The sequence below is a fragment of the Clostridium sp. AF19-22AC genome, assembly GCF_003479085.1.
GTDB lineage: Bacteria > Bacillota > Clostridia > Lachnospirales > Lachnospiraceae > Faecalicatena_A > Faecalicatena_A orotica.
In genome coordinates this window covers 239860-265639 of record NZ_QUGN01000002.1, presented here as the reverse complement: position 1 = coordinate 265639, position 25780 = coordinate 239860, and the positions used below count along the sequence as shown (strand labels likewise).

Below are 25780 nucleotides of genomic sequence, written 5' to 3'. Positions count from 1 at the left end.
TATTGTATGAGTGCCCAAGACACAAGAACACAGTTACTGACAGAAAATCCGTGGCGATTGATGGTGTCTCTAAGCCTGCCCGCCATCATAGGAATGGTGGTCATTGGCCTATATAATTTTATGGATGCCGTCTACGTCGGGAATATGATTGGATCGGCAGCTATGACAGCTGTGAAGGTTTCTTATCCTTTTACACTGATTAACAGCGGAATATCCACTTTGATCGGTGTCGGATCTGCATCTGTTCTATCCCGGGCAGTCGGTAAAAATGACCAGGATACCGTTGACCGTATCATGGGGAACCTATCCGTATGCATTATTGTCCTGTCACTGGCAGTAACCGTATTAGGTATGATTTTTACCAGGCAGCTTCTGACACTGGCTGGTGCAAAAAATGAAATCATGGAGCTTGGCGTGCGCTATCTGCGCATTATCTTTATCGGTTCACTCTTCGTTAACTTCGCCCAATCAGCCAATATGGTCATGCGGGGAGAAGGACTGCTTAAAAAGGCTATGTTGATTATGGGACTTGGCGCTGCCTTAAATATTATTCTCGATCCTTTGTTCCTGTGGCTCCTGAAATCAGTGGAAGGTGCTGCATATGCCACAATCCTTTCTCAGTTCACTCAGGCATGTGTCACATTATGGTACTTTACCAAAAAAAGTAAGAATGTCCGGATTAACCGCCTAAACCTTGACTGGGAACTTCTGCCGGAGGTGTTGGGTGTTGGTGTATCAGCAATGCTGATGCAGGTAATGCAGCTCGTCCAGCAGACCGTTATGTACAGTGCAGCACAAAAATATGGCGGCAGCGAATGGCAGACAGTCCTAAGTGCGGCACTGAGCCTTCAGGCATTTGCTTTTATACCACTATGGGGCATGAGCCAGGGCTTCCAGCCGGCAGCCGGCACAAATTATGGAGCAAAGGACTACAGCCGTGTAAAAACTCTGATGCGGGTGTTCGTTACCGGTGCGACAGCCTTATCCCTTATCTTTTACCTGCCTGTCATGTTGGCACCAAAAGCTATGTTATCCATGCTGATAGCAGATAACCCTGCCCTTGTAAATACTGGTGTAAGCAACCTCCGGATTTTTTTCTCCAGCTACATCACACTGGGCCTCATGATCATGACCATAACCTTATTCCAGTCACTGGGACAGGGCGGCAAAGCTGCTTTACTGACGATACTCCGCCAGATTGCCTTCTTTATCCCCCTCATCTTCCTGCTGCCCAAACTGTATCCGGCAAAGGCGGCGATAAACGGCGTATTCTTTGCGCCTGTGATTACGGATCTACTGGTTCTGATCCTTTCTCTTTGTCTGATAATTTCAACTTTCCGGAAAATAGGAACCAGTACGCAAAATAGAAAAATGCAGGCTATACGGCGTAATTAAGCCCTGCAAGCAGTTTTCTTAATCCGTTTCTCTGAACATAACTATATTAACAGCAAAAGAGGGTGTCGCGAAATTATTAAAATAAATAATTAAGCAATCCCCGCACACTATATGTGAAAAAAATCGGAAGAAATCCTGTTGCTTGTAGATGACTTCCGATTTTTTGGCGTACTTTTATAAACAGACTCCCAATAAAATATTTCATCTGTAGCCAACTGTCTGATTTCAGCCTGCGTAAATTCATGCATAATGCAGCCATCTTTTATATATAACAGTGGTTATAACGACACAGGCCTCAATCCTTTTCACACTCTGAACAATACTGGTTCTTACCATTTCGTTTTGCCTGATACATGAGGGCATCCGCTTTTGAAAAGAATTTCTCAATGTTGTCACCTTCCACCGAAGGCTGCCCCTCATAAATCCCGAAACTTAATGTAACATCTATGCCGCCCGGTTTTTCCTGAATCGTCTTAAGTCCTGTCTGTATCGTCTCCACTAAATGAACGGCGGCCTCCAGTTCTCTCCCTGGGAGAATCACAATGAATTCCTCACCCCCATACCGAAAGCACAAATCGTTTTGGAAAGACTGCTTCATGACATTCGCCACAGTTTGAATCCATTCATCGCCCACAAGGTGTCCATAGTTATCATTTATCTGTTTAAAATCGTCAATATCACACAAAACACAAGTCAGCGGTATCTTCTTTTCAATACAGCACTGCCATATCATAGGCGACATCTGCCCCAGCTTTTGTCTGTTATAGAGTCCGGACAGAGCGTCTCTTTCGGCCGCTTCTTCAAGCAAAACCTGTCTTTTATAAGAGTTAATCCTGACTCCATAATATGTAAGGCTCGAAATTAAGGAAATAATAGCAAAAACTGAAAAATTAATAATATTTGCCAGAACGTCTTCTTTTGTATATAGACTTATGATAATAAGAATCAGCCCGCAGCCGGCCACATGAAAAATCATATAGAAAACTGGTTTCACAAACGAAACAATCGGCACAATTACCAGAATTGTAATAAAAATAATTCCGGAAAAGCTTCCATTGTAATATGTATCAACAGCCGTAATATAGACGGACCACACAATCAAAAAGCCATCATACACTACACTTAGGGCTTCCACGATATGATATTTATGATCAATGTCCCTGCTTACGGCTATTAAGATGATATATGCTGCTATACTACATAATAATAGGGAGGTATATGCTATGAAATATGCAATATACTCCATACTGCTAAAAAAGCCTCCCCGCAGGAACCACATCCCCAGCATCATGATTTCAAAAAACATGATCGTTGGAACTGCTCTTTTTCCACTGGCCAAACTGTCAGCAGCTGCACGCTTTAACACGATTTCCCTCTCGGATTCATGTTCAAATTGATTATTAAAACTCAATTTTTTCAAAAATTCTATATTCATACGATTCGATTCCTTTATGTTTTCATACTGGGCGGCCTTTATACCGGCTTTTTATTTTATATTTAAAAATTTTGATAAATCCAGTTTACTATATTTCAGCCTGAGCGTCCATAACAACGTTGTTTTTCACCCAAAATAAATACCTAAAAGCCCCGGCCATAAATGACCAGGGCATTGAATCATATCTATATTAATTTTTCTGCGTGACCAGCTTATCTTTTATTTAGGACGGTAATCACCTGACGGGTTCCCCCTCATACACATAATATTTCCTTCCTTTTTCCAGATATTTATCAATCTCCGCCCTGGCCAGGTCGGGCATATCCGTGGTGATTCCGGATGCGCCCATCTGAAGGTAATTTGCCATATCATCATAATTATTGGATGTCCAGATATACACAGGAATCAGGCTGTTTCGAGCACGTTCCATAAACCTGTTGCTCGCAACGCCCTCCTCCACTGCGAGGAAATCAATATTATAATCCCAGACAGCATCCTCAATCTTCCCTGCACTACCGAAAATGCAATAACCTACCCACCAGTCCGGGCGCTGTTCTTTCAACAGGGAAACACTTTTGTAATCAATCGACATAAATATACACTGCTTTTGTGCGCTGTTTTTTTCTACTACTTCAATCACTTTTCTGACAAGCTCCTCTTTCGTGTCTGAAGTTGGCTTTAACTCCACCAGCAGTCCTGCCCTGTTCTTCATTCCCTGAACTGCCTGAATCATCTCCTCAAACGTAGGGATTTTCCCCTGTTTTCCATTGGAAGTGATTGTCAGTTCCTTCAGCTCGGCAGCCGTCATGCTTTCTACCTTACCCGAAATGCCTGCAAGCCTCTTTAGGCTTTCATCATGAACAACAACAGGAACCCCGTCTTTTGAAAGCTTTACATCTATTTCTGCGTAGTCGGCCCCAAGACTGACAGCTTTTTCCACTGCGGCAATGGTATTTTCCGGTTCGTAGATACACCCTCTGTGGCCGATTGCCAGAGGCTTATGAACCAGAGGTGCTTCATTAAAATATCCGTTAATAACTGCCGCAATTAACAGGATGGCAAAACCTGCCCAGACTTTTTTGTGCTTTCTGGAATTCCAGAACTTTTTCCCTGTTCTGATAAGAGCTCTCCTGCCGCCCGCAGCGGCTGCAACAGTACGCCCCAAGGCCTTCGTATTCTTGATTCCCGGAAGTTCAGGGAGCTCCTCGTATTTATCCAGAATGTCAAACATAAATTGATAAATCAGTGCCATTGCCACACACTGAATCAGTACAAGAAGTATCCAATACAAGAATCCTGTACGAAATGACCCTGAATGAACCAAATATTTCAGCACCGATATATTGAAATCCTGACTTTGAATCAGTCTTCCCTGCAGCAGGTACACAATACCACCTTCTACGGCAATCCACAGGAAAAAGGCTCCCCAAAGCTTTATCTTATCCTTCCACTGCATGAGGCGGAACCAGTAAAAATTCTGTTGTACCGCTTTCAGGAAATTCGTACGCTTTAAAAACATGGCCGGTGGTACCAGGGCCAATGCAAGAAAGAGTATAATATATCCGGCCCGTCCAGCCAGAATACCCATACTGCCCAGAGTGGTCTTCTTAAGTTCATTCACCACAAATCTCGGGATATCAATCCGGCTGACCAGAGAATTCAGGTATCCCGCATGTACCAGCGGAAGGAATAATACAAAATAGACTCCTGCCAAAAGGATGGAAATATGCTTCAGCCCCTTCAGTGTCTCTGCGGAACTCCTTAAAATGTCTATAAGACCGGGCCGTTCCCCTTTCCTGCACCAATACAGTGTATGGAGGAGGCAGCTGATCTCATAACAGCACCACAGCGCGGCCGCCAGAAAAAGTACAATAGTAAGTATCAGTCTGACAGGTGAGAGGACGCTGAGGAACATCTCCTCATTAAATACCGGCGTATCCCCCAAGACCCAGACATTAAAAATCCAATTTAAAAGCGGCCCTATTACCAAAACAGAGGCAGGCTTAAAAAACGCTTCTACCTTCAATACTGCAAGACAGCTCTTCCCCAAAGTAAATGCTTTTCTTCTGTCCACTTTATCATCTCCTTTCCTGATCTGTTCTTTATCGTTAATTAGTATGACTCATTATAATCTTTGCCTATCTATGAGTCAATTATATATATATTTAATATTTTCTAAAGATTTTATAAGCTTACAAAAGGAAACTGGCAGGATAAATCACTTCGCCCTGCCAGTTTCCTTTTATATCTATTATTTTAATTCCAGCCGCATATCATACCATACGGCACCACCGTGTACTGAATCAGACACTCCTTCATTCACAAATCCAAACTTTTCATAATAATGAAGCAGTTTCTCCTTACAAGTTAGTACTACCCCCAGCCGTCCCTGTTTCTTAGCGTCTTCTATTACCTCTCTGATTAATTTTTCTGCACATCCCTGCCTCTGGTATTCTGGAATCGTATCCACACCGAAAATCATCTGCCAGTCCCCATACTCATTATGCATAGATGCATTTTCATACATCTCATCACGCAAAACCGGTTTGTCCGATACCATTCCGTTCACAAAAGCGATGATTCTCCCATCATCCTCCAATAACCAGAAATGATCTGGATATGTCATCAGCCTGTTTTTGAATGCCTCCCTGTCAGCCGCTTCAGCTTTCGGAAAGCACGCTGCTTCAACCGCTGCTATTGCATCTAAGTCGCTTAATGCCGCTTTTCTTATAAACATATTACCTCCGTCAGTTCTATCCTTCCTTTACTACCATCGTTCTCTAATAAATGATTACCGATACACTTCAAAGTACCCCAGACTGCATCCCGTGAATTCGATATATCGAGTACTTGCTTCTTCCCCAGCCGACTCCAGCAGTTTTTTAAATCCTGCTTCATCCAAAGTACCTTTTCCGGCCTCTTTTTCTGCTAATTCTTTCACCTTCTGGTTCACCTTATTTATGAACTCCTCCCTTTCCTGCACGGTAAGTTTAGCGGCATCTGTGATGCGGTATGTGAATTCATATTGTCCATCGACACTGCCGACCTCTACTTTGTCCCCGTAAACATCTTCTATCAGTGGAACGTAGATATCCCCTGTGCAGCAAAAGTCTGTCTTTTCACCGGTATAAACTTCGGTCATCCTCGTATGGTATTCATCCAAAGCCCTCTGTACCGTATCGTGAAGGTATGTCCAGTTTTTGTCATTCTCAGACAGCGAAGCCATAACCATCTCATAGGCATACCCTGTCCCCTCCTCATCGCCAGTATCATCAATAAAAGCATTGTATATAGTTCGGTTATATTCGGAAACAGACATTTGTTCATAATTCTGCGGTTTGAATCTTTCCATCACCAGATTGTACTGCTTCTTTGTATAAGAAAAACTATCTTCTGAGGAGACATCTGTAGCCTCACTGCCGTTATCCTGCCTGAAATCATAAGGGGTATCCCAGTAATAGTCGAGATCAGCATTTCCGCCCCATGTGATTCCCCCGTCCAGAGATTTCAGCAGTTCTGTTAAATGTGAAGAAAGAGTTTTTTCCATCTTCTCTTCCTCTTTCAGTTCACCCGCCTGCTGCTTCATCATATATTCTTCCAGCTTATTGCCGATACTGTCCAGTAAATCATCGCGCTCTCTGACGGTCAGCTTCTGGTCCGTGTCCAGATTGTAGTCAAAGCTGAAGTCTGCATATGCACCCGTCAGCAGCACTTTATCCCCAAAGACATCTCCGTAGGTCTCATATAAAGCCTGACTGCTGTGCCAGGGAGCCTTCTCTCTTTCACATGTATTGAAGTGCTTTTTTTCACATTCATTCCATGTATTTCCCAGTGTAACCAATATAAAGTCCGCATTTTCATCTTCTTCTGAAAGCGTGGCAGAAACACGGGCTAATATATCTTCTGTTTTGTGGTACTCTTCCTCATCTTCCCAGTTCAGCACTTTATGGTTGAACTCTTCCACCGGCAGTTTCCCATATCCTTCCGTCTGGAAGGAAAGGAGAAAATCATAATCGGCCTTCGTATACTTTTCTACAGGTTTTCCCCATCTGTATGCCTGATACCTTGTACCCGAAACAGCCTCAGGCTGTGCCGGCCTGGCAGGTGAGGATGCACACCCTGACATTGCAGCGATGGCCGCACTAATCAATAACAAAACGGTTGTCTGCTTTTTCTTATGGAACATATTGTTATCCTCCCCGCTTTAATAGCTTTCAATATTCGTTATTTTTCCACCGGTAAAAGAGATCTTATCTGTGGCATATTTTTTACCTGCTGTAGTCAAAATTTTCCGAAGGCCTTCTTCTGTAAAGGGATCTTCGTAATTTTCATCTGCGTAATCCTGCATACTATGCATGATGTTCTGCAGGAAATCATCTCTTTCCTTTACAGTCAGTTTATCCTGATGCAGGATGCGGTAACTAAACTCATAGTCTGCATGTCTGCCGCCTGTTACGACCCTGTCACCGAATACATCTTCTTCCAGTTCAAGTTCGACAGAACCATAGAACACAGGGTCGTTCTGCTCCCCTGAAAACACCTCATCCATACGTGCCGAATACTCTCCGAGGGATGCCTGAACAGTATTGCAGAGATAATCTGCTTCCGGATCGTCAGCAGGCAGAAAAGCCAGAATCTGTTCATACAATTCTCGCTGCCCGTCATTCTCCTCAGACAGCAGTGCATTTATCCTGCGGTTAAATTCAGCGATGGACATCTCTTCATAACCTTTCAGTTTGATCCTCTTTAGCAGCTTCTGATACTGCGTCTTTGTATAGGAGGGTTCCTGCGGATATTCCGCATCAAAAACACTTTCCTGCACCGTTTCTCTGGATATGGTTTGCATCCCACTTGCGGAAGCACGCCCGGCAGGGGCAGAGGTTGCAAATACGATCGTGATAACCCCGATCAGGACAGCGGAAGCCACAAGGTTCTTCACTGATTTTTCCGGAGATTTCATAATGGCGGTGATCCGTTCTTTTAGGGCATTTCTGCTGAAGCAGTTTGCCAGAGGTGCAAATTCTGTCCGGCGTTCCTCCATTCCTACAAGTGTCAGTGCATAGTCGGCCCGGGACTGCTGTCCATACAGATGAAGCACGGATTCATCACAGGAAATCTCCAGATCACGGTTTGCCAGTATATACATGGCCCAGACAAGCGGGTTGAACCAATGCAGACATAATGCAGCGGCTAAAAACCACTTAATCAGGGCATCAAATCTGCGGATATGAGACATTTCATGTGCCAGAATATATCCCAACAGCGCCTCATCAGACCAGTCTATCTCTGCCGGCAGCAAAATAACCGGCCAAAGTATGCCATAGGTCAGCGGGGCCTCTATTTGATCCGAGTACCGTACAAAAACAGGGCGCCTCAGGCGGTGACATTCGATCCACTGCCTGACCCACTGGCTTTCCGCCGGAAGTGATGTACGGTATATCCGCCGGTTCCTGATATGGCAGATCAGGATCCCAAGTGCCAGCAGCAGACCCCCGGCAAGCCATACAATGGCCCAGAAAGAAACAGGCACTGCCACTCTTCCGGATGAAGAAGCTGACGCCTGCGCAGCCACTCCCGGCAGCAGGATCCCGCTGCGTCCGGCATCGGAAAGCCCCTGTGTTACCGTGTAGATACTTGCCGGTGAAGATATGCGCACCGGCAGCAGTAAACGGGTTAATGCTACGGCCCATAACAGGAGAAATGCCTTTTTGGGCAGATGGTGAATCATCAGGGAACGGACCAGTGTAATTGCCATAATGATTACCGATCCTTCGAGAGTCATCTCGATTAAGGACATCATAGATTGTCACCTCAATTCTTCAATCAGCGCTTTCATGCGCTCAATCTCTCCCTTGGAGAGCTTTCTGGCTCCAAGTAAAGAGGCTACTAGGAGGTCTGCAGACCCGCCGAAATTCCTCTGGATCAATTCCTCAGTCTCCTGTGTACAGATTTCTTCCCGGGTAACAAGGGGCCGGCAGTGAAATCCTGGATCGGTACGCTCTATAATTCCTTTATCAATACATTTACGTATCACCGTGTACGTTGTCGTCTTGCTCCATCCCACCTGTTCAGATAACTGCCCTGCAATTTCCTTTGCGCTGAGGCTGCCGCTGCTCCACAGGCATTCCATCACACGCCGTTCTGAATCAAAAAGTTTTAAGTCCATTTAACGCGCCTCCGTTCTACTGTAATAGAATATAGTTTTATTCTACTCGAATAGAACAGCGATGTCAAGAGTATTATGATAAGTTTGATCTTCATCTAAATCTACTTTTAGGCAAAAACAGGTTTACAAATCCAAAGTAACACTGTATACTAAATTATGGGAATGAAGTTCTCCCTTGGGAAACCTAAACCGCTTATTAAGCTGATGACTTCTGTGATTCCAATATCGCAGAAAGCATCATTTTTTTTACCCAAAAACAGATAAAGTCTTCACTGCCCGCAGTAATCACGCCAAGGTGAATTCGAATTTCAGGAGGTTTATTATGCTAACATCACTTGCTTTTATTTTTCTTGTAGGTCTGGCTATGGCGGCCATCTGCCAGAAACTTCAGTTACCGCGCATTATTGGTATGCTGGTGACAGGTATCGTCTTAGGGCCATATGCTTTAGATTTGCTTGATCCATCCATTCTGGCTGTTTCTTCTGAACTGCGGCAGATGGCCCTTATCATTATCCTGCTTAAGGCCGGACTTTCCCTCGATCTGTCAGATCTTAAAAAGGTGGGGCGGCCTGCGGTTATGATGTCATGTATCCCCGCCAGTTTTGAAATATTGGCTTTCTTTCTGTTTGCCCCACATATACTCGGTATCACAAAAATAGACGCCGCTGTTATGGGCGCCGTACTGGGAGCAGTGTCCCCGGCTGTCGTTGTGCCAAGGATGGTACAATTGATGGATATGAAATACGGTACATCCAAGAGTATCCCACAGCTTATTCTGGCTGGTGCTTCCTGCGATGATATCTTTGTAATTGTACTATTTTCAACATTTACCAGCATGGCACAGGGAGGGAATGCAAATCTCAAAGATTTTGTGAATATTCCTATCTCCATACTTCTTGGAATCGTACTGGGTGCCGCCGCGGGATTTATCCTCAGCCTGTTTTTTGAAACTGCATATGCACATGAACATTGTGTCAGAAACAGTATGAAGGTGATTATTGTACTTGGGACTTCGTTTATGCTGACGGCGATTGAGACATGGCTGAAAGATATCATATCGGTTTCCGGCTTACTTGCAGTAGTAAGTATGGCCTGTGTACTCAAAATGAAGAGTACTGCGTTCGTATCAAAAAGACTGTCCGAAAAATTCGGGAAATTATGGCTTGCAGCAGAGGTTATCTTATTTGTGCTGGTAGGCGCGGCAGTTGACATTCGTTATACAATGGAAGCCGGACTGACAGCAGTCGTAATGATATTTACTGCTCTTCTGTTTCGTGCGGCAGGCGTTTATATTTGTCTTTTAGGGACCCGGCTTAATTTGAAAGAACGTCTCTTCTGCATGATTGCATACATGCCTAAGGCTACTGTACAGGCAGCAATCGGCTCGGTTCCACTGTCATTGGGACTGCCCTGCGGCAAAATCATTCTGTCTGTTGCCGTATTGGCAATTCTCATTACAGCCCCTCTGGGAGCGATTGGAATGGACCAAAGTTATAAAAAACTGCTTTGCAGAGACAAAGACGGAGATTCCCATCTCCGTCTCTGATCTTTAAGTATTCGTTCTTTTCTGATATAGGTAAAGATAAAGTATCCGTTCCAGTTCTTTTATATCAACCGGCTTTGCAAGATGGGCATCCATACCTGCATGCAGTGCGGCCCGGACATCCTCTTCGAATGCATTCGCCGTCATGGCGACAATCGGTATATTCCCGGCGTCCGGCCTCTTCAGCCTCCGGATTGCCTTTGTAGCCTCATACCCGTCCATCTTCGGCATCTGGACATCCATGAGTATTAAATCATAGTATCCCTCTTCTGATGCAGCAACCTTATTCACCGCTTCCTCTCCGTTTACAGCTTCCTCAATCTGCACACCTGTATCACTGAGCAGTTCATAGGCAATCTCACGATTTAATTCATTATCCTCGGCCAGAAGAATTCTACTGCCCGAATAGTCAGGCTTCCGGTCCACAAACTGCTCCTCTATGGATTCACCACTGCCGCTCAGTTCTCCCAACAGGCCGCAGATCTTTGAACGGTAAAATGGCTTTGAGATAAAGGCCGTTACACCTGCCGCCCTCGCCTCCTGCTCAATTTCCGACCAGTCATATGCAGTCAGCACAATAACCGGAATCCCATCGCCTAGTTTCATCCGTATCTGTCTAGTGACCTCAACACCATCCATACCCGGCATTTTCCAGTCGACAATGACCATATTAAATGGATCTGAAGTTTCCGCCTCACAAACTGCACACTGCACTGCCTTTTCACCATCTGTCACGAACTGGGCGCGCAGGCCCATCTCCTTCAGAAGTTCTGCCGCATTTTCACATGTCTGCACATCATCGTCCACAATCAGTGTCCTTATTCCGATCCATTCCTCAGGTACTTCATCTGCTTCAATATCCTGTACCTTGAGAGGTATTGTTACTGTAAATACAGACCCCCTGCCCGGTACACTCTCAACCTGGATATCGCCGTCCATCAGGTCAATTACATTCTTCGTGATTGCCATACCCAGTCCGGTTCCGGCTATCCGGCTGCTTGTCGAATCTTTTGCACGTTCGAACGGCTGAAACAGTTTATCCAGAAATTCCTCATTCATCCCGATTCCATTATCGGCACAGACAAATATGTACCTCTGGTAACCTTTACGTATGCACTGCTCCTGCCTTACCTCCACATGGATACAGCCGCCCTCAGGCGTATACTTTACGGCATTACTCAGGATATTGAGGCATGCCTGCTGAATGCGGAGTGCATCCCCGGATACATCCTCATCCTTAATAGCCATATGTACATCCAGTTCCTGCTGCTTTTCATTCGTCTGGGGACGGATTAACTCAATCGAATTTGCAATCAGTTCCGCAAGATTAAATGGTTCCTCGCTCAGTGACATCTTGCCGCTCTCTATTTTTGACATATCCAGTACATCATTGATCAGACTAAGCAGATGGCTGCTGGAAAGGTTGATTTTTTTCAGGCATGCGGCCACTCTGTCCCTGTCGTCAAGATGGGCCGCCGCAATCGCAGTCATTCCGACAATGGCATTCATTGGTGTCCGGATATCATGGCTCATATTCGATAAGAACTGACTCTTTGCGCTGTTTGCCGCCATTGCATTATCGAGCGCACTCTGAAGTGCCTGTCTTCTTTGTTCCTCCTCATATCTCTGCTCATCAATACAGCGTGAAATCAGAATTGCCAGCTTATCCTTTGAGTATGGGTTATCCACATGAATGATCTGTGTAGAGGTCCAGTGATAGACTCCGTCTCCAAAGTTCTGTTTTGTCTCCAGAAATACTTCTGTCTTGTTCTCTCCCAGAACTGTGGCAAGGTTTTCGAGCGAGAAACGGGCCCTGAACTCCTCACGACTGTCCGGATGTACACTGGATGCAAATATATCAAAGAACTCTGTGTAGGACTTCTGTTCCCCGAGACCGGGCATATCCTTACTCTCTGTATAAATGAAAGTAACAGTATCCTTCGTCAGATTGATGCTGATGATTACCGGATAGGCATTAGATATCGCCCTGACCAGAGTCAGGCGTTCCTGGAGCTTCGCCTTCTCCTCTTCCTCCTCGGCCAGCTTCTTATCTGTAATATCATGAAACGCAGCAATCAGAACTGGAGTGCCGTCCTCATCCAGCGTTTTTTCTATAATACCGGCCGCCCATAAAAAACAGCCGTCCGATTTTTGGATGCGGTGCTCAAAAACATTTTTCCGCGAATGGGCAATCGTATCTTCAAGAACTCCCGCCATTTCCCTGTAATCATCGGGATAAATAATATCTTCCAGACACATTTCCCACATCGGTGTATCTTCCGGATAATTCAGAATTTTCAGGCCTTCCCTGTTCATCTGTATGATCTGGTAAGGCGGATCAACTGTCAAAAGCGCTACAGCATCCGGAATCGCATTATAAAGATGCCCGATATAGTCAGCCTGATTCCGGAGCTTTTTATTTGTCCTGTTTACATAACGGATATATAGAAGTATCAGCAGGCAGATTCCCACGATAATGCTTGCTATCAGCATCATGGAGCGCCTTAATATCTGATTTGTCTGTTCATCCACTACCTCTTTCGGAATAATGGAAATTAGATACCAGTCTGTCTCCAGTTTCAGCGGGGTATAACAGAATACCGTCTCCTCGCCCTGATAAACAAACACTGCATATCCGCTTTTCAGATTCTCCAGAGAGTCCCTGAACCGGCTCAGGCTTTTCGGGTCATTCTCTACATCCGGCAGCATATCAAACAGATTCTGAACGGTTTTATTGCTGTCAGGATGCGGTGAACGGATCAGTACATCCCCCTGCCGATTGATCACATAGGAAAATCCGGCATTGTTATAAAATGACAGGCTGAAACTGTCAACAATACTCTCGATCTCGTACTCCTTCACGATCCATCCTTCTGTCCCGTCAGCCAGACTGACTTTTACAAACAGGTCAAACACATTCATTCCTGTAACACTGCTGATATGTGGATTAATAATCCCTTTTCCCTGCTTTGTATTCTCTAAGAAATTCCATGCATTCTCATCGATCACAGAACCATCCGGCATACATCTGCCGTCAGACAGATAAAGGCTGATCCCGCTCTCTATTTGTGAATAGCCGCTCATGGCCTCTTCTATATCTTCATCGCCCTCTCCCGGGCTGGTTTCCTCTATGTTCTGTGCAACCGTGCTCATTGTCTGGTAATCTTCTGTAAGCTGCACTTTCAGGGTACCGCACCCCTGTCTTGTACTCTCGGCAATTGTATTGACAGATTGTTCCCATAACTGTTCCTTAACACCTCTCACAAACAGGAACGTAAAAGTACAGAGCAGTGCGGCAACACACACAGCTGTTACTGCTATTTTCTTTTTAGATCCCCCGGAGCTTTTCTTTCCCATTACAAGGCTCCCCTTTCCAACTCTGCCTCTTTATCCATCTGATCCATGACAACTTCGAGTTTTTCCCCTGACAGCAGGCTCATGGAAGCTTCTGCCGTTAATTCCCAGACTGGCAGGTAAAGCAGGCTGTCTGTACCGATCACATCCCGCCCCTCCTGATAGCATGGGACCAGAGGCTGGATTTCTTCCACAGAAGAAGGGGTTCCACCTTTCAGTGGGCTGAATGATGACTGCTGGTCTGCCAATTTCCGGATGTTCTCCTCCTGCGTAAAATACTCCAGAAACCGCATCGCCGCTTCAGTATGTTCGCTCTGCGCATTCACACTCAGACGTACATCCGGATTGATTACAAGCAGTGAGCCATCCTCCAGAACCGGATATGGCACAACTTCAAAATCAAAATCTGGTTCCATATTATGTACGCGGCCGGCCGCCCACGCTCCAGTCAGCATAAACGGACATTCCCCTTTTACAAATTCTTCCAGATCGTCCGAGGTCTTCTTTGTATCAACAGCCTTCCCGGCATCGATGTATCCTTTACTGATGAATTCCTCCGCAACCGAAAAGCCAGATGTCAGATAATCACTGAGCCTGTCTTCCCCACTGTTCAGGCGCTCCATGACTTCTTTCTGTCTGCCCTCCTGATATGTATAAAAGAAGCCCTCCCCGATTGCCAGAGTCTTCAGTGAAATATCATTATTGGCAATAACCGGGGTAATTTCCTGCTTTACAAATATTTCACAGATTTCCTTCCATTCTCCCAGATTCTCCGGCACTTCCAGATCATACTCTCTTAAAAGATCCAGATTGCAATACAGCCCGAAAGAAGACACCGTTGTAGGCATCCAATAGATCTCTCCATTATCCATCATCTGGTCAACCATCTGATCAGCATATTCCTCTATGGTACTTAAATCCGAAAGATCCGCGAGCTGTCCCTTTGCCTTCAGTTCGAGAACCGCGTCATGGTTCACCATGAACACATCGTCTCCCTTGCCGGCCTCCATCCTCTTTTCCAGTGCGGTATAATAATCATTTCCCTTTAAACTTTCGTATGAAACCCGGATGTCGGGGTTTTCTCTCATAAATCCGGATATGATCTCTTCGATTACGGTCACATTCTCCGGTTCGTATTTGTTGCCAAAGAAGGTGATAGACGTAACATCCTCCTTCGTTTCCTCATAATTAACAACACTCCCTTTTTCGGAACAGCCGGTAAGAAGAAAGATACTGGCTGCGGCTAAGGAGCATAATTGCTTTTTTCTGACTTTGTTCATGTTAATCTCCTGGTATGTCCATAATGTATTTTTTCGATCGGCCCATACACATTTCTATTAATTCTAACATACAGGAAATGAATGCGCAATGAATTTAGAAATACCCGATAACAACAAAAAAACGGCAGGACGCTGATGTCCCGCCGCTTTTGGCAATCACCACATCTGGCCGTAAGCATACTTCAGCTAAAGATTCTTCCATACTGCCTCAATATCTTTCATATCCATCTGCTTTTCAATCTGGTTTACGATCTTGTCGCTGCTGACATTTGCCACATTTACTTTTCCGTAATCCATCCAGACATAACAGACGAAGCAGAGAATGCCGAGTGACAAACGGAAGAAAAAACTGTTTTTCGGCCTTTCCTGCATACCGTCGTCATACAGGTTATTGTAGATATTCCCGTAACGTGGATGTACTGCCGGTACAAAGCCGTCCTCGTTATAAAGCTTTCTTGTCTGGCGGAGCAGTTCACGGCGCCGCGCCTCTGATTCATTCATGGTTCACGACCTCCTTGGTTTAAAAAAGGCATATGATACGTCTAACATATCATATGCCTTTAGTGCCCTTACTAGAACTTCCCGCCTCTTATCTGTCTGCAAGTTCATTTGTAATATCATCCCATGTGATTCCCCGCTCCACCATGAGAACCATTGCGTGGTAGAGGAAATCGGACATCTCATATTTAATTTCTTCCGGGTTCGGATTCTTGGCGGCAATGACGATCTCCGTCGCCTCCTCTCCGACCTTCTTCAGTATTTTATCGATTCCCTTATCGAACAGATAGTTTGTATAGGATCCTTCCTTCGGATTCCGTTTCCGGTCCAGAATCGTTTCATATACGGACTCAAATACCTGGAGCGGATTCTTTGCATCGTAATCGCTCCCCACTACGGGCTGGAAGAAGCATGTACGGTTTCCTGTGTGACAGGCGGCACCAACCTGTTCTACCTTCGCAAGCAGTGTATCCTTGTCGCAGTCGATCGTCAGTGTCTTTACGTACTGGTAATGTCCGGAGGTCTCGCCCTTCACCCACTGTTCCTTCCGGCTCCTGCTGTAATATGTCATCCGTCCGGATTTCACGGTATGCTCGAAAGCCTCCTCGTTCATATAGGCCATCATCAGTACTTCATTTGTCTTGTAATCCTGAACGATGACCGGGAGCAGTCCGTCTGAATTCAATTTAAACTCTGAAAAATCCATCATGCTCTCGAATGAGGTCATCTTAATCCCCTCTGATGTACAGATATTCTTAAACGAATTAAAGTCCATATCCCGCTGGCTGATGAACATACCGGATACCCCTTTTACACCACTGCATTTCAGAATCTTCAGTATTTCCTCCTGTTCCATTGTATCGGTTACTACTACACATGGAATCTGCGTCACATTCATGACTGAATTCAGGTCTAGCCTGTGCATAAAGATAATCTCCGTGCTGTACTCCTCAATCAGGTGCTGCTGTTTGAACAGCGCATCAAAATCATTCAGGGACACGGCAATCCGCTCTTTGCCGAAACGCTTGGATACCTCCTCAATCAGGTCTATGGACAGGTGTTTGGAAAAGTTCAGCATTGCACGCTTCGCGCCTGCATACAGAATCTTCTTCACATCCTCCTGTCTGCGGATATTTCCACCCGCAACCATCGGGATGCTGATGACACGGTTGATCCGCTTCATCAGGTCGATGGATTCCTCGTGTTCTTCATCAGAGCTGGATAAATCAAAGATAATCAGCTCATCCGCACCCATTTCTCCATAATGCTTTGCAAGAGAAACTACGTCTTCCGCGATCACTTCTCTGTCATCAAACCATTTTACAGCCTTCCCGCCATCAATAAAAATGCAGGGAGTCAATCTCTTGTAACTCATTTGTCATCTCTCCTTTATCCGATTAAAGGCTGCCCTTTGTGGACCACACCTCTTTCATTCTCGGTTCTTCCATTGTCGCCATGTCCAGCGCCTTTCCGAATGCTTTAAATAAAGCCTCAGCCATATGGTGGTTATTGCCCTCATCCAGTATCTTCAGGTGCAGGTTCATGGCCCCGCTGTAAGATACCGCATAGAAAAATTCTCTGACCATCTCCGTATCCAGACCGCCGACTTTTTCCACGGTAAACGGCGCACTGTAATTCAGATAGGGGCGCCCTGACAGGTCAATTGCACACAAAGCCAGTGTCTCGTCCATCGGAAGCATGAAGCTCCCGTAGCGTTTGATTCCGGCCTTGTCACCCAATGCATTGGCGATTGCCTGTCCGAGTACAATGCCTGTGTCTTCAACCGTATGATGGCAGTCTACCTCCAGGTCTCCCTTTACCTTTACTTCGAGATCGAATAAACCATGCCTTGCAAATCCATCCAGCATATGGTCAAAAAAAGCGATTCCCGTATCAATCTGGTTCTTTCCCCTTCCATCCAGATTGATCGTTAAAGTAATCTCCGTCTCCTTCGTTTTACGCATACAGCTTCCTGTCCTGTCCATCATACATCCCTCCCTAAAAACAATTTATTGTTCTTCCTTCTCAAAACGGACTTTGATTGAGTTTGCATGGGCGGTCAGCTGCTCCGCCTCCGCAAACTTTTCAATATCCAGATGTACTGCCTCAAGCGCTTCTTTTGAATACGCTATGATACTGGATTTCTTCAGGAAATCATCCACGGACAGCGGTGAGAAGAACTTGGCGGTCCCGTTTGTCGGCAGGACATGGTTCGGCCCCGCAAAATAGTCTCCCAACGGTTCGCTTGAATATTCCCCGATAAAAATGGCTCCTGCATTGCGTATCTTCATCATGACCTGATAAGGATCTTTTGTCACGATCTCCAGATGCTCCGAGGCAATCTCGTTCGCCGCGGCGATGGCATCCTCAAGCGTATCAGCCACGAGTATATGTCCATAATTATCCAGTGACTTCTGAATAATCTCGCCCCTGGAGAGCTCTTTCACAAATGCATCTACCTGCGCGGACACTTTCCGGGCCAGTTCCTCACTTGTTGTCACGAGAATCGCTGATGCCAGTTCATCATGTTCAGCCTGGGAAAGCAGGTCCGCAGCAACATATCTCGGATTGGCAGTCTCATCCGCAAGTACGAGGATCTCACTTGGTCCGGCGATGGAATCGATGCTCACGTGGCCGTATACTGCCTTTTTCGCAAGTGCTACATAAATATTTCCCGGCCCCACGATCTTATCTACCTTCGGAATACTTTCAGTTCCATAAGCCAGCGCGGCGATCGCCTGTGCCCCGCCCACCTTGTAAACCGCTGTCGCACCGGCCTCTTTTGCGGCAACCAGCGTAGTCGGGTTCACCTTTCCGTCTTTCCCCGGAGGCGTAGCCATAACGATCTCATCCACTCCCGCAACCTTGGCAGGCATAATGTTCATCAGGACAGAGGACGGGTACACTGCCTTGCCGCCGGGTACATATACACCGACACGTGCAAGCGCCGTTACCTTCTGTCCGAGCAGCGTGCCGTCCGGTTTGCTGTCAAACCAGCTGTACTGCATCTGCTTTGCATGATAAGATTCAATATTCTTCAAAGACTTCCTGATGATTTCAATCAGAGAATCATCGACCGCATCATAGGCCTCTTTCACTTCTTCTTCCGTCACAAGGATATTCCCCGCATTTACATCCGCACCATCGAATTTCTTCGTATAAGTAAAGACTGCCTCGTCCCCTTTTTCCTTCACTTCATCCAGAATCGCATGCACACTTGCCTCATACTGGCCATAATTGTTGGGGCTGCGTTTTAAAAGGTCATCCAAAAGATTCTGTCTCGTGCTTTCATCTAATTTCTCTATACGCATTACGCTTCCTCCTGTAGTAAATTCCGAAGATTCATAATCAGTTCCTTGATCCTGTCATTCTCCATCCGCATACTTACCGGGTTGACGATCATCCGGGCGGAAAGCGGGCATACTTCCTCCAGTACGACAAGCCCGTTTTCTTTCAATGTGGAACCGGTCTCCACGATGTCGACAATCACCTCGGAAAGGCCCACGATCGGCGCCAGCTCGATGGAACCGTTCATTTTGATGATCTCTACTGTCTGATGCTTTTTATTGTAAAAATAATCCTTCGCAATATTCGGATACTTCGTTGCCACACGGATCAGTTCATGGTGCTTTAAAAGCTCTGCCGCATCCTCCTGTCCGCACACGCACATCCGGCATTTCCCAAAGCCTAAATCCAGCACTTCATGGACCTTTCGCCCTTCTTCCACAATTGTATCCTTCCCGGCCACGCCGATGTCCGCAGCGCCGTATTCCACGTAAGTCGGAACATCCGGCCCCTTTGCCAGAAAGAATTTTAATTTCAGTTCTTCATTTACAAAAATCAGTTTCCGGGAGTTCTTATCCTTCATCTCATCGCATGTGATTCCCAGTTTTTCAAGCATTTCCAGTGTTTTACTCGCAAGACGCCCTTTCGTGAGGGCAAATGTTAAATATCTCATATCAGACTTCCTCTATTTCCTTTTTCCAGCATTAATCAGCTTCTCTTCCCCGTTTTTCAGGTTCACCATCTCGATCGTCAGGTCATCCTTCAGATACAGCATGCTGACCGCCTGTGTCCGTCTGCCATACTCCAGATATTCCTCCCGCTCATCATCCGGATTCCTCTTGAGCATCTCTACGCACTTTCCTTTTGAACGGAAGTTCCTGGCAAGGGAAATCGCCCATTTCTGCGTCGCCTGCGTATAGACGATCAGGTTCGTATGTGCAGCCTCTATCTGTATTTTCTGCCGGCTTAAAGCACTCATTAGTTCATCCACAATAACCGCAAACCCGATGGACGGCGTATTCTTTCCAAATTTCTCAAGAAGATGGTCATAACGTCCGCCGCGTACGATGGCATCTCCGGTTCCATATGTATAGGCACGGAAAATAATTCCGGTATAGTAACCATAACTTCCACTCATGCTCAGGTCAAAAGTAATATGGTCCTGTACCCCGTACAGCGTGAGTATCTTATAGATCTGCTGCAGGCGGGAAACAGCCAGCTTCGCACTGATATTCGGTGCAATCTCCATTGCCTGGTTTAAAATTTCCACATCCCCGATTAGTTCGGGAAGTATCTGAAACGCCTGTTTGATCGTATCTTCAACATCCCGGTTGTCCAGAATCTCCTCTACACCAAAATAATTCCTGTTCGTGATCAGATGATGGATCTCTGTCCGTTCTTCCTCCTCAAGGCCGGTCGCCTCCAGAAGGCTCTGGATAAAATCCACGTGGCCGATATTAATCTGGAATTCTTTCAGGCCCACTTTCCTAAGGCCGTCTGCAAGCATGGCAAGCAGTTCGGCGTCAGCTTCTATAGAATCCACGCCAATCAGCTCTGCCCCCATCTGGGTATTCTCCTTCAGCCTCCCTTGGTAGCTGGAATGATTGATAAATGTATTCCCCATATAGCAGAGGCGGATCGGGAACTCCTCGTCCTCAAACAGCGTCGCCGCAGCCCTCGCGATGGAAGGGGTAATATCCGGGCGCAGAGCCAGTGTATTCCCATCCCTGTCAAAGAACTTATATAGCTCACGGGAGGAGATGGTTCCGATCTCCTTTCTGAACACGTCAAAATATTCAAATGTCGGTGTCTGTATGTCCTGATATCCGTAGAGGTGCAGGACGTCCAGAAGCTTTCCCTGTACGGACAGCTTCTTCTTGCATTCTGTATTGTAAATATCCCTGACTCCTTCAGGAGTATGTAATTTCTGTTCCATAGTTTAATGCCCTTTCACTTTATCGTGCTAATACGCTAAATTACTTTGTAAATTATACGCAGTTTCTTGTGCATTGTCAATCCCTGGAGTCTAAATCCTTCTGTATATAATCCAGATATGGCACAAAACAATTATTTTTCAGTTTCATAAAATAGGCAGGGTCCAGTTCTTCATAGCGGAAGCTCTTACGCCCGCCTTCTGAAGCCCTGTCCCAGAATTTCCTGATTTCTTTGTATCTCATATAATATAATTCGTTGTTGCTGCTGTAATAAATAATCAGAAAGGAAAGCCCTCCCTGTTTCTCAAACTTCTCCATAAATACCATCTGGTGCTCATGCACGTTCTGCAGTGGAAATGTATCCGCACTGCATTCCTTTGCATCAAAACAGACCGGAATCCCCTGCACTGCCCCGATATAATCCACCGTACTGATCTTGTCAAAGTAGGCCAGCGTAATATGGCGGCGCTCCTTGTCTATCCTGACAGGTGTAATGGGGGTCGGGATCTTCTGGATCAGCGCCAGCCCCATCTCTTCATATCGTTCATTCGTACGGTTGATCAGATCTTCCAGTGTCGATCCCCTTAACCCTCTGGAATTCCATGTAGCCATCTTATAAAACTCCCTTATCTGCTGCTATTTCGCAAAACTCCTTTGTAAGAGGCGCGATAAATTCTTTTTGGGACAGGTTCGAAAGTGCCCCTTTCAGTTCCGGGAAGATGAGCCTGTACGCATGGAGGAGCTGGTGCTCCAGTCCGTAAGCTTTCCTGTAGCTGTCGTTAACATTCCGGTTCCCGTACTTATAATCCCCGATAACCGGATGTCCTACTGAAGCCAGATGCGCCCGGATCTGGTGCGTCTTCCCGGTAATCAGGTGGACCTCCAGAAGCGTTACATCCCCGTCTGCCTTCAGGGGGCGGTACTCCGTCTCAATCGGGTCCGCACCATCTGTCTTCACGGTACGGACAGTTACCTGATTCGTCTTTTCGTCCTTTGCTAAATACCCCTGTATCCGTGACGGTTCCGTTATATTTCCCGCAGCGAGGCAGAGGTAATATTTCCCGAGCGTCCTGTCCTTAAAGAGGCGGCTTAACTCCTGCAGGCCTTTCAGGCTTTTCCCTGCAGCGATCATCCCGCTTGTATTCCGGTCGAGACGGTTGCAGACAGAAGGCTTAAACGTCTTCAAATCCTGCTCTGAAAGCTGCCCGGAAGTAAGCAGGTATGTGATCAGGTGTTCCACCACCGACTCATCCGAATCCACCGCTTTCTGGGAAAGCATTCCTGCCGGCTTATTGATCAGCAGGATGTTCTCATCTTCATAGAGAATATCCAGTTTTTCCTTCGTATACTGCACCAGACTGCTGGAGAATCTGGCAATCGTTTCATCGGAAAGAAACAGCTTCACCTCGTCACCGCTCACCAGCTTTTCATTTCCCGCCGCTTTTTTCCCATTCAGCGTGATATTTTTCTTGCGGAGCATTTTATAGAGAAAACTCTTCGGCGCCTCATTCAGATACTTCGCAAGCATCTTATCCAGCCGCTGACCGGCCTCGTTGTCTTTAATGATAATCTGCTGCATTCGTAAACCTTCCTACATTGAAATATTTAAGATGACATGTGCCATCTGTTCTTCCAGTTCCTTTGTGTCACTCTTTTCCACGGCCGCGATGGAATTCAGTCCCTCAGCCCTCGCCAGAAAAGCAGTGTAATTATTCAGGATCTTAACAGATACATCCGGAAACTGGTTCTGGTTCAAAATCCCCCTGATATGGGAGGCCGCATATTTTACATCCACTTTTTCACTATTCGTATAGCCGAAAATCGTATTGCCGGATATCACGATGCAGTCCATCGGCATGACTTTCTCACGGCTTGTAATAATCATATCATATATCGCCGTAATATACCCTGTCTTGTCTTTAATTTCTTCTGCGCGGATACTTGCAATGGAAGGATACGGAAAACGGGTGATCACCCCCACCAGTGCTTTGGATGCAGGCAGGCAGCCGAGTATCGCGACAATTGTCAGAAGATTTTTCTTTGTGTGGGCCTGACTGTAACCGAGAAAAAAGACCGCTGCCACAAGGGCAAAATAAATAATCGTGCGGATGATCTCCACCTTCTTCTTATAATCCAGATAGCCGGGATTTCCCTTTATTATCTTTTTCATTCGTATGTCTCCTCAATTCTCTATATCTAGTTTGAAAGTAAATCCATGATAACACGGTGAGGCATAAGCTTCGCGCCAAGCTCTGCGCCCTTCATTGCAATTCCATAAACGGATATTTCTTTTTTCTTCCTCACGTCGAGAAGTGCCTTTTTCACTACCCTGTCCGGTTTCGCCATCACGGCATCCTTCCATTTGTTGGGAAGTTTTCCCGAGACATCGAAAAACTCTGTTGCCACGGGTCCCGGGCAGACTGCTGTCACATAAATGCCCGTGCGCTTCAGTTCTGCACCAAGGGCCCTTGAAAAACTCAGAACATAAGATTTCGTAGCCGCATAAACGGCAAAAGACGGCTGCGGACAGAATGCCGCCGCGGAAGCCAGATTCACAACCCTGCTCCCAAGGCGCAGGTAAGGCAGGCAGATGAGAGTCATCCTTGTGAGCGCCCGGCAGTTCAGATCAATCATCGCCGTCTGGGCTGACGGTTCCCTGTGGGCAATCTTCTTCACCTCACCTACCTTCCCGAATCCGGCCGCATTCACAAGCATCCGTATATCCGGTGTTTCTTCCTTTAACGCATGTTCTAACTTCTGGTAAATCTCACCCTTGCATAAATCGCCTGCAAAGATCCTGCATGGAACGGCACTTCCTTGTGCAAGGGCGGCGAGTTTCTCCTCCCTGCGGGCAATGATCCAGATCTCATCCAGATTATGGTAAAAATACGGAAGCTGTCGGACAAATTCCCGCCCCATACCCGAGGAAGCCCCCGTTACAATCGCAATTCTCACATCAAACACCTTCTTCTCTCTAATCACCTTCCGGCTTTTTTCCTGCTGACGCTGCGGGCAGGCTTCTTTTGTAAAGGTCTGCCGGCTTTTGTTTTTCCCTGTGTCTGTTTCCCCACAGGGTGCTTCTCACTTGAAAACTTTCTGGGCCTGATCAGGCACTGTTTCCCAAACCCGACCAGATCCATCCGCCCCGCCTTTTTCAGCGCCTCCATCACAAGGTCATAATTATCCGGATTCCTGTACTGGATCAATGCCCTCTGTAGTGCCTTCTCATGCGGGTTCTTCGGTACATACACCTTTTCCATTGTACGCGGGTCAAGCCCGGTATAGTACATACATGTGGAGATGGTGGACGGAGTCGGATAGAAATCCTGTACCTGCTCCGGCATATATCCCAGATCCCGGCAGTATTCTGCAAGCTTCACAGCCGCTTTCATGTCGGACCCTGGATGGGAAGACATCAGATAAGGCACAAGAAACTGCTGTTTATGGAGTTTCTTGTTCATATCCTGAAATTTTCTTGTAAATTCCTCATATACCTGATGCTTTGGCTTGCCCATTTTACTTAAGACTTCATCCGCGACATGCTCCGGGGCAACTTTGAGCTGCCCGCTTACATGGTATTCGCACAGTTCCCTTAAGAATGTTTTATCCTTGTCTGCAAGCAGATAATCAAACCGGATGCCGGAACGGATGAATACTTTTTTTACCTTCGGCACATCTCTCAGCTTTCTCAGCAGTTCCACATAGTCTCTGTGGTCTGCATCCAGGTTCCGGCACGGCTGCGGAAACAGGCACTGTTTCTCCTTGCATACACCGTGCTCCAGCTGCTTTCTGCAGGACGGATGGCGGAAATTAGCCGTCGGCCCGCCTACATCATGAATATATCCCTTAAAATCCGGCTCATTTGTTAAAAGCTCTGCCTCCTCCAGAAGAGATTCATGGCTGCGTGTCTGGATAATTCTGCCCTGATGGAAGGTGAGTGCACAGAAGTTACATCCGCCGAAGCACCCCCTGTTGCTGATCAGGCTGAATTTAATCTCGGCAATGGCCGGGACTCCCCCTGCCTTTTCATAGGAAGGATGGTACGTCCGCATATAGGGAAGTGCATAGACATCGTCCATCTCCGTCTGGCTAAGCGGTCCAGGCGGCGGGTTCTGGACCACATACAAGTGGTCTGAATACGGCTCCACAAGGCGTTTTCCTGTAAAGGGATCTGTATTCTGGTACTGCGTATAAAAGCTTTCAGCATATGCCCGGGGCGACTTCACCAGTTCACCATAGGACGGCAGGACCACCGCGTCATATACGGAATCAAGACTTTTTGTCTTTACGACGGTCCCGTCAAGATAGGTCAGGTCCGATACATCAATACCTGCATCCAGAGCCTCCGCTATCTCAATAATGGAACGTTCCCCCATCCCGTAAGATATGATATCTGCGCCGGAATCCAAAAGGACGGAGCGTTTGACCTTGTCAGACCAGTAGTCATAATGTGCAAGCCTGCGAAGACTCGCTTCAATACCTCCCAGAATAACCGGCGTATGCTTATACGTCTGCCGGATCAGATTGCCATAGACGACTGCAGCATAATCCGGGCGTTTCCCCATCTCCCCGCCGGGTGTATAGGCATCCTGACGGCGCCTCTTCTTAGAGACCGAAAAATGGTTCACCATAGAATCCATATTTCCCGCCGAGACAAGGAAACCGAGACGCGGCTCCCCGTATACCGTCACGCTTTCTTTCACCCTCCAGTCCGGCTGTGCGATAATCCCCACCCGGTACCCGTGGGACTCCAGAATTCTGGTAATAATGGCATGTCCAAAAGACGGGTGGTCGACATAGGCATCTCCGGAGACATAGACAAAATCAACCCGGTCCCATCCCCTGTCCTTCATATCCTGTTTACATAGTGGTAAAAACCCCTGGTTCATC

The 25780-nt window shown here is 46.4% G+C and carries 21 protein-coding genes and 1 riboswitch; of the genes, 2 read left to right on the top strand and 19 right to left on the bottom strand.

The genetic code is table 11. The features are described 5' to 3' along the window. Positions 1-6: 6 nt before the first annotated feature. Entirely contained in the window at positions 7-1395 is a 1389-nt protein-coding gene (locus tag DWX43_RS03265; protein ID WP_118618743.1) for an MATE family efflux transporter, read from the top strand. 295 nt (positions 1396-1690) lie between these two features. Here the strand turns inward: DWX43_RS03265 and DWX43_RS03260 are convergent, their stop codons facing one another. The 6 genes from DWX43_RS03260 to DWX43_RS03235 form a co-directional block, all read right to left on the bottom strand. Beyond that, the gene (locus DWX43_RS03260; RefSeq protein ID WP_118618740.1) at positions 1691-2830 is read right to left on the bottom strand and encodes a GGDEF domain-containing protein; all 1140 of its coding nucleotides are present in this window, start codon (positions 2828-2830) and stop codon (positions 1691-1693) included. Positions 2831-3065: 235 nt separating this feature from the next. Beyond that, positions 3066-4904, bottom strand: coding sequence for a glycerophosphodiester phosphodiesterase family protein (locus DWX43_RS03255; protein ID WP_118618738.1), 1839 nt, complete (start codon positions 4902-4904; stop codon positions 3066-3068). Between the two features lie 177 nt (positions 4905-5081). Continuing rightward, positions 5082-5567, bottom strand: coding sequence for a GNAT family N-acetyltransferase (locus tag DWX43_RS03250; protein ID WP_118618736.1), 486 nt, complete (start codon positions 5565-5567; stop codon positions 5082-5084). Between the two features lie 54 nt (positions 5568-5621). Continuing rightward, positions 5622-7016: a hypothetical protein gene (locus tag DWX43_RS03245; RefSeq protein ID WP_118618734.1), complete on the bottom strand. Its 1395-nt coding sequence runs from the start codon at positions 7014-7016 to the stop codon at positions 5622-5624. 18 nt (positions 7017-7034) lie between these two features. Further along, on the bottom strand, positions 7035-8630 hold the full coding sequence (locus tag DWX43_RS03240; RefSeq protein ID WP_118618732.1) for a M56 family metallopeptidase: 1596 nt from the start codon (positions 8628-8630) through the stop codon (positions 7035-7037). Between the two features lie 6 nt (positions 8631-8636). After that, positions 8637-8996, bottom strand: coding sequence for a BlaI/MecI/CopY family transcriptional regulator (locus tag DWX43_RS03235; RefSeq protein WP_109730312.1), 360 nt, complete (start codon positions 8994-8996; stop codon positions 8637-8639). 149 nt (positions 8997-9145) lie between these two features. Next, a riboswitch (Fluoride riboswitch) is annotated at positions 9146-9217 on the top strand. 101 nt (positions 9218-9318) lie between these two features. Between DWX43_RS03235 and DWX43_RS03230 the strand changes: the two genes are divergently transcribed. Then, positions 9319-10542 (top strand): cation:proton antiporter, encoded by a 1224-nt coding sequence (locus DWX43_RS03230; protein WP_118618730.1) that lies wholly within the window; start codon positions 9319-9321, stop codon positions 10540-10542. Positions 10543-10545: 3 nt separating this feature from the next. Here DWX43_RS03230 and DWX43_RS03225 read toward each other — a convergent pair whose 3' ends face one another. The 13 genes from DWX43_RS03225 to DWX43_RS03165 all read right to left on the bottom strand — a co-directional run bounded on the left by DWX43_RS03225 (position 10546) and on the right by DWX43_RS03165 (position 25779). Further along, complete coding sequence (locus DWX43_RS03225) at positions 10546-13896, bottom strand: response regulator (RefSeq protein ID WP_118618728.1); 3351 nt, start codon at positions 13894-13896, stop codon at positions 10546-10548. Continuing rightward, positions 13896-15173: an ABC transporter substrate-binding protein gene (locus tag DWX43_RS03220; protein WP_118618726.1), complete on the bottom strand. Its 1278-nt coding sequence runs from the start codon at positions 15171-15173 to the stop codon at positions 13896-13898. Before DWX43_RS03220 ends, DWX43_RS03225 begins: the two co-directional genes overlap by 1 nt. A 186-nt stretch (positions 15174-15359) precedes the next feature. Beyond that, the gene (locus DWX43_RS03215) at positions 15360-15674 is read right to left on the bottom strand and encodes a hypothetical protein (RefSeq protein ID WP_109730308.1); all 315 of its coding nucleotides are present in this window, start codon (positions 15672-15674) and stop codon (positions 15360-15362) included. Positions 15675-15762: 88 nt separating this feature from the next. Beyond that, positions 15763-17046: a bifunctional phosphoribosyl-AMP cyclohydrolase/phosphoribosyl-ATP diphosphatase HisIE gene (gene hisIE / locus DWX43_RS03210; RefSeq protein ID WP_109730307.1), complete on the bottom strand. Its 1284-nt coding sequence runs from the start codon at positions 17044-17046 to the stop codon at positions 15763-15765. A 22-nt stretch (positions 17047-17068) separates the two neighbouring features. Then, positions 17069-17659 carry an imidazoleglycerol-phosphate dehydratase HisB gene (gene hisB, locus DWX43_RS03205; RefSeq protein ID WP_109730306.1) on the bottom strand — a complete coding sequence of 197 codons (591 nt, stop codon included), beginning with the start codon at positions 17657-17659 and terminating at the stop codon, positions 17069-17071. A gap of 21 nt (positions 17660-17680) precedes the next feature. Beyond that, positions 17681-18982, bottom strand: coding sequence for a histidinol dehydrogenase (gene hisD, locus DWX43_RS03200; RefSeq protein WP_118618724.1), 1302 nt, complete (start codon positions 18980-18982; stop codon positions 17681-17683). Then, entirely contained in the window at positions 18982-19629 is a 648-nt protein-coding gene (gene hisG, locus DWX43_RS03195) for an ATP phosphoribosyltransferase (RefSeq protein WP_118618722.1), read from the bottom strand. The genes hisD and hisG overlap by 1 nt, the downstream gene beginning before the upstream one ends. A gap of 12 nt (positions 19630-19641) precedes the next feature. Next, positions 19642-20892: an ATP phosphoribosyltransferase regulatory subunit gene (hisZ, locus tag DWX43_RS03190; RefSeq protein ID WP_109730303.1), complete on the bottom strand. Its 1251-nt coding sequence runs from the start codon at positions 20890-20892 to the stop codon at positions 19642-19644. Between the two features lie 76 nt (positions 20893-20968). After that, positions 20969-21502, bottom strand: coding sequence for a Holliday junction resolvase RecU (locus tag DWX43_RS03185; protein ID WP_109730302.1), 534 nt, complete (start codon positions 21500-21502; stop codon positions 20969-20971). Between the two features lies 1 nt (position 21503). Continuing rightward, positions 21504-22469 (bottom strand): RluA family pseudouridine synthase, encoded by a 966-nt coding sequence (locus tag DWX43_RS03180; RefSeq protein WP_109730301.1) that lies wholly within the window; start codon positions 22467-22469, stop codon positions 21504-21506. A 12-nt stretch (positions 22470-22481) separates the two neighbouring features. Beyond that, complete coding sequence (locus DWX43_RS03175) at positions 22482-23060, bottom strand: hypothetical protein (protein ID WP_109730300.1); 579 nt, start codon at positions 23058-23060, stop codon at positions 22482-22484. Between the two features lie 26 nt (positions 23061-23086). Then, on the bottom strand, positions 23087-23872 hold the full coding sequence (locus DWX43_RS03170) for an SDR family NAD(P)-dependent oxidoreductase (RefSeq protein WP_330405269.1): 786 nt from the start codon (positions 23870-23872) through the stop codon (positions 23087-23089). Then, the gene (locus tag DWX43_RS03165) at positions 23869-25779 is read right to left on the bottom strand and encodes a YgiQ family radical SAM protein (RefSeq protein ID WP_109730299.1); all 1911 of its coding nucleotides are present in this window, start codon (positions 25777-25779) and stop codon (positions 23869-23871) included. Before DWX43_RS03165 ends, DWX43_RS03170 begins: the two co-directional genes overlap by 4 nt. Position 25780: the final 1 nt, after the last annotated feature.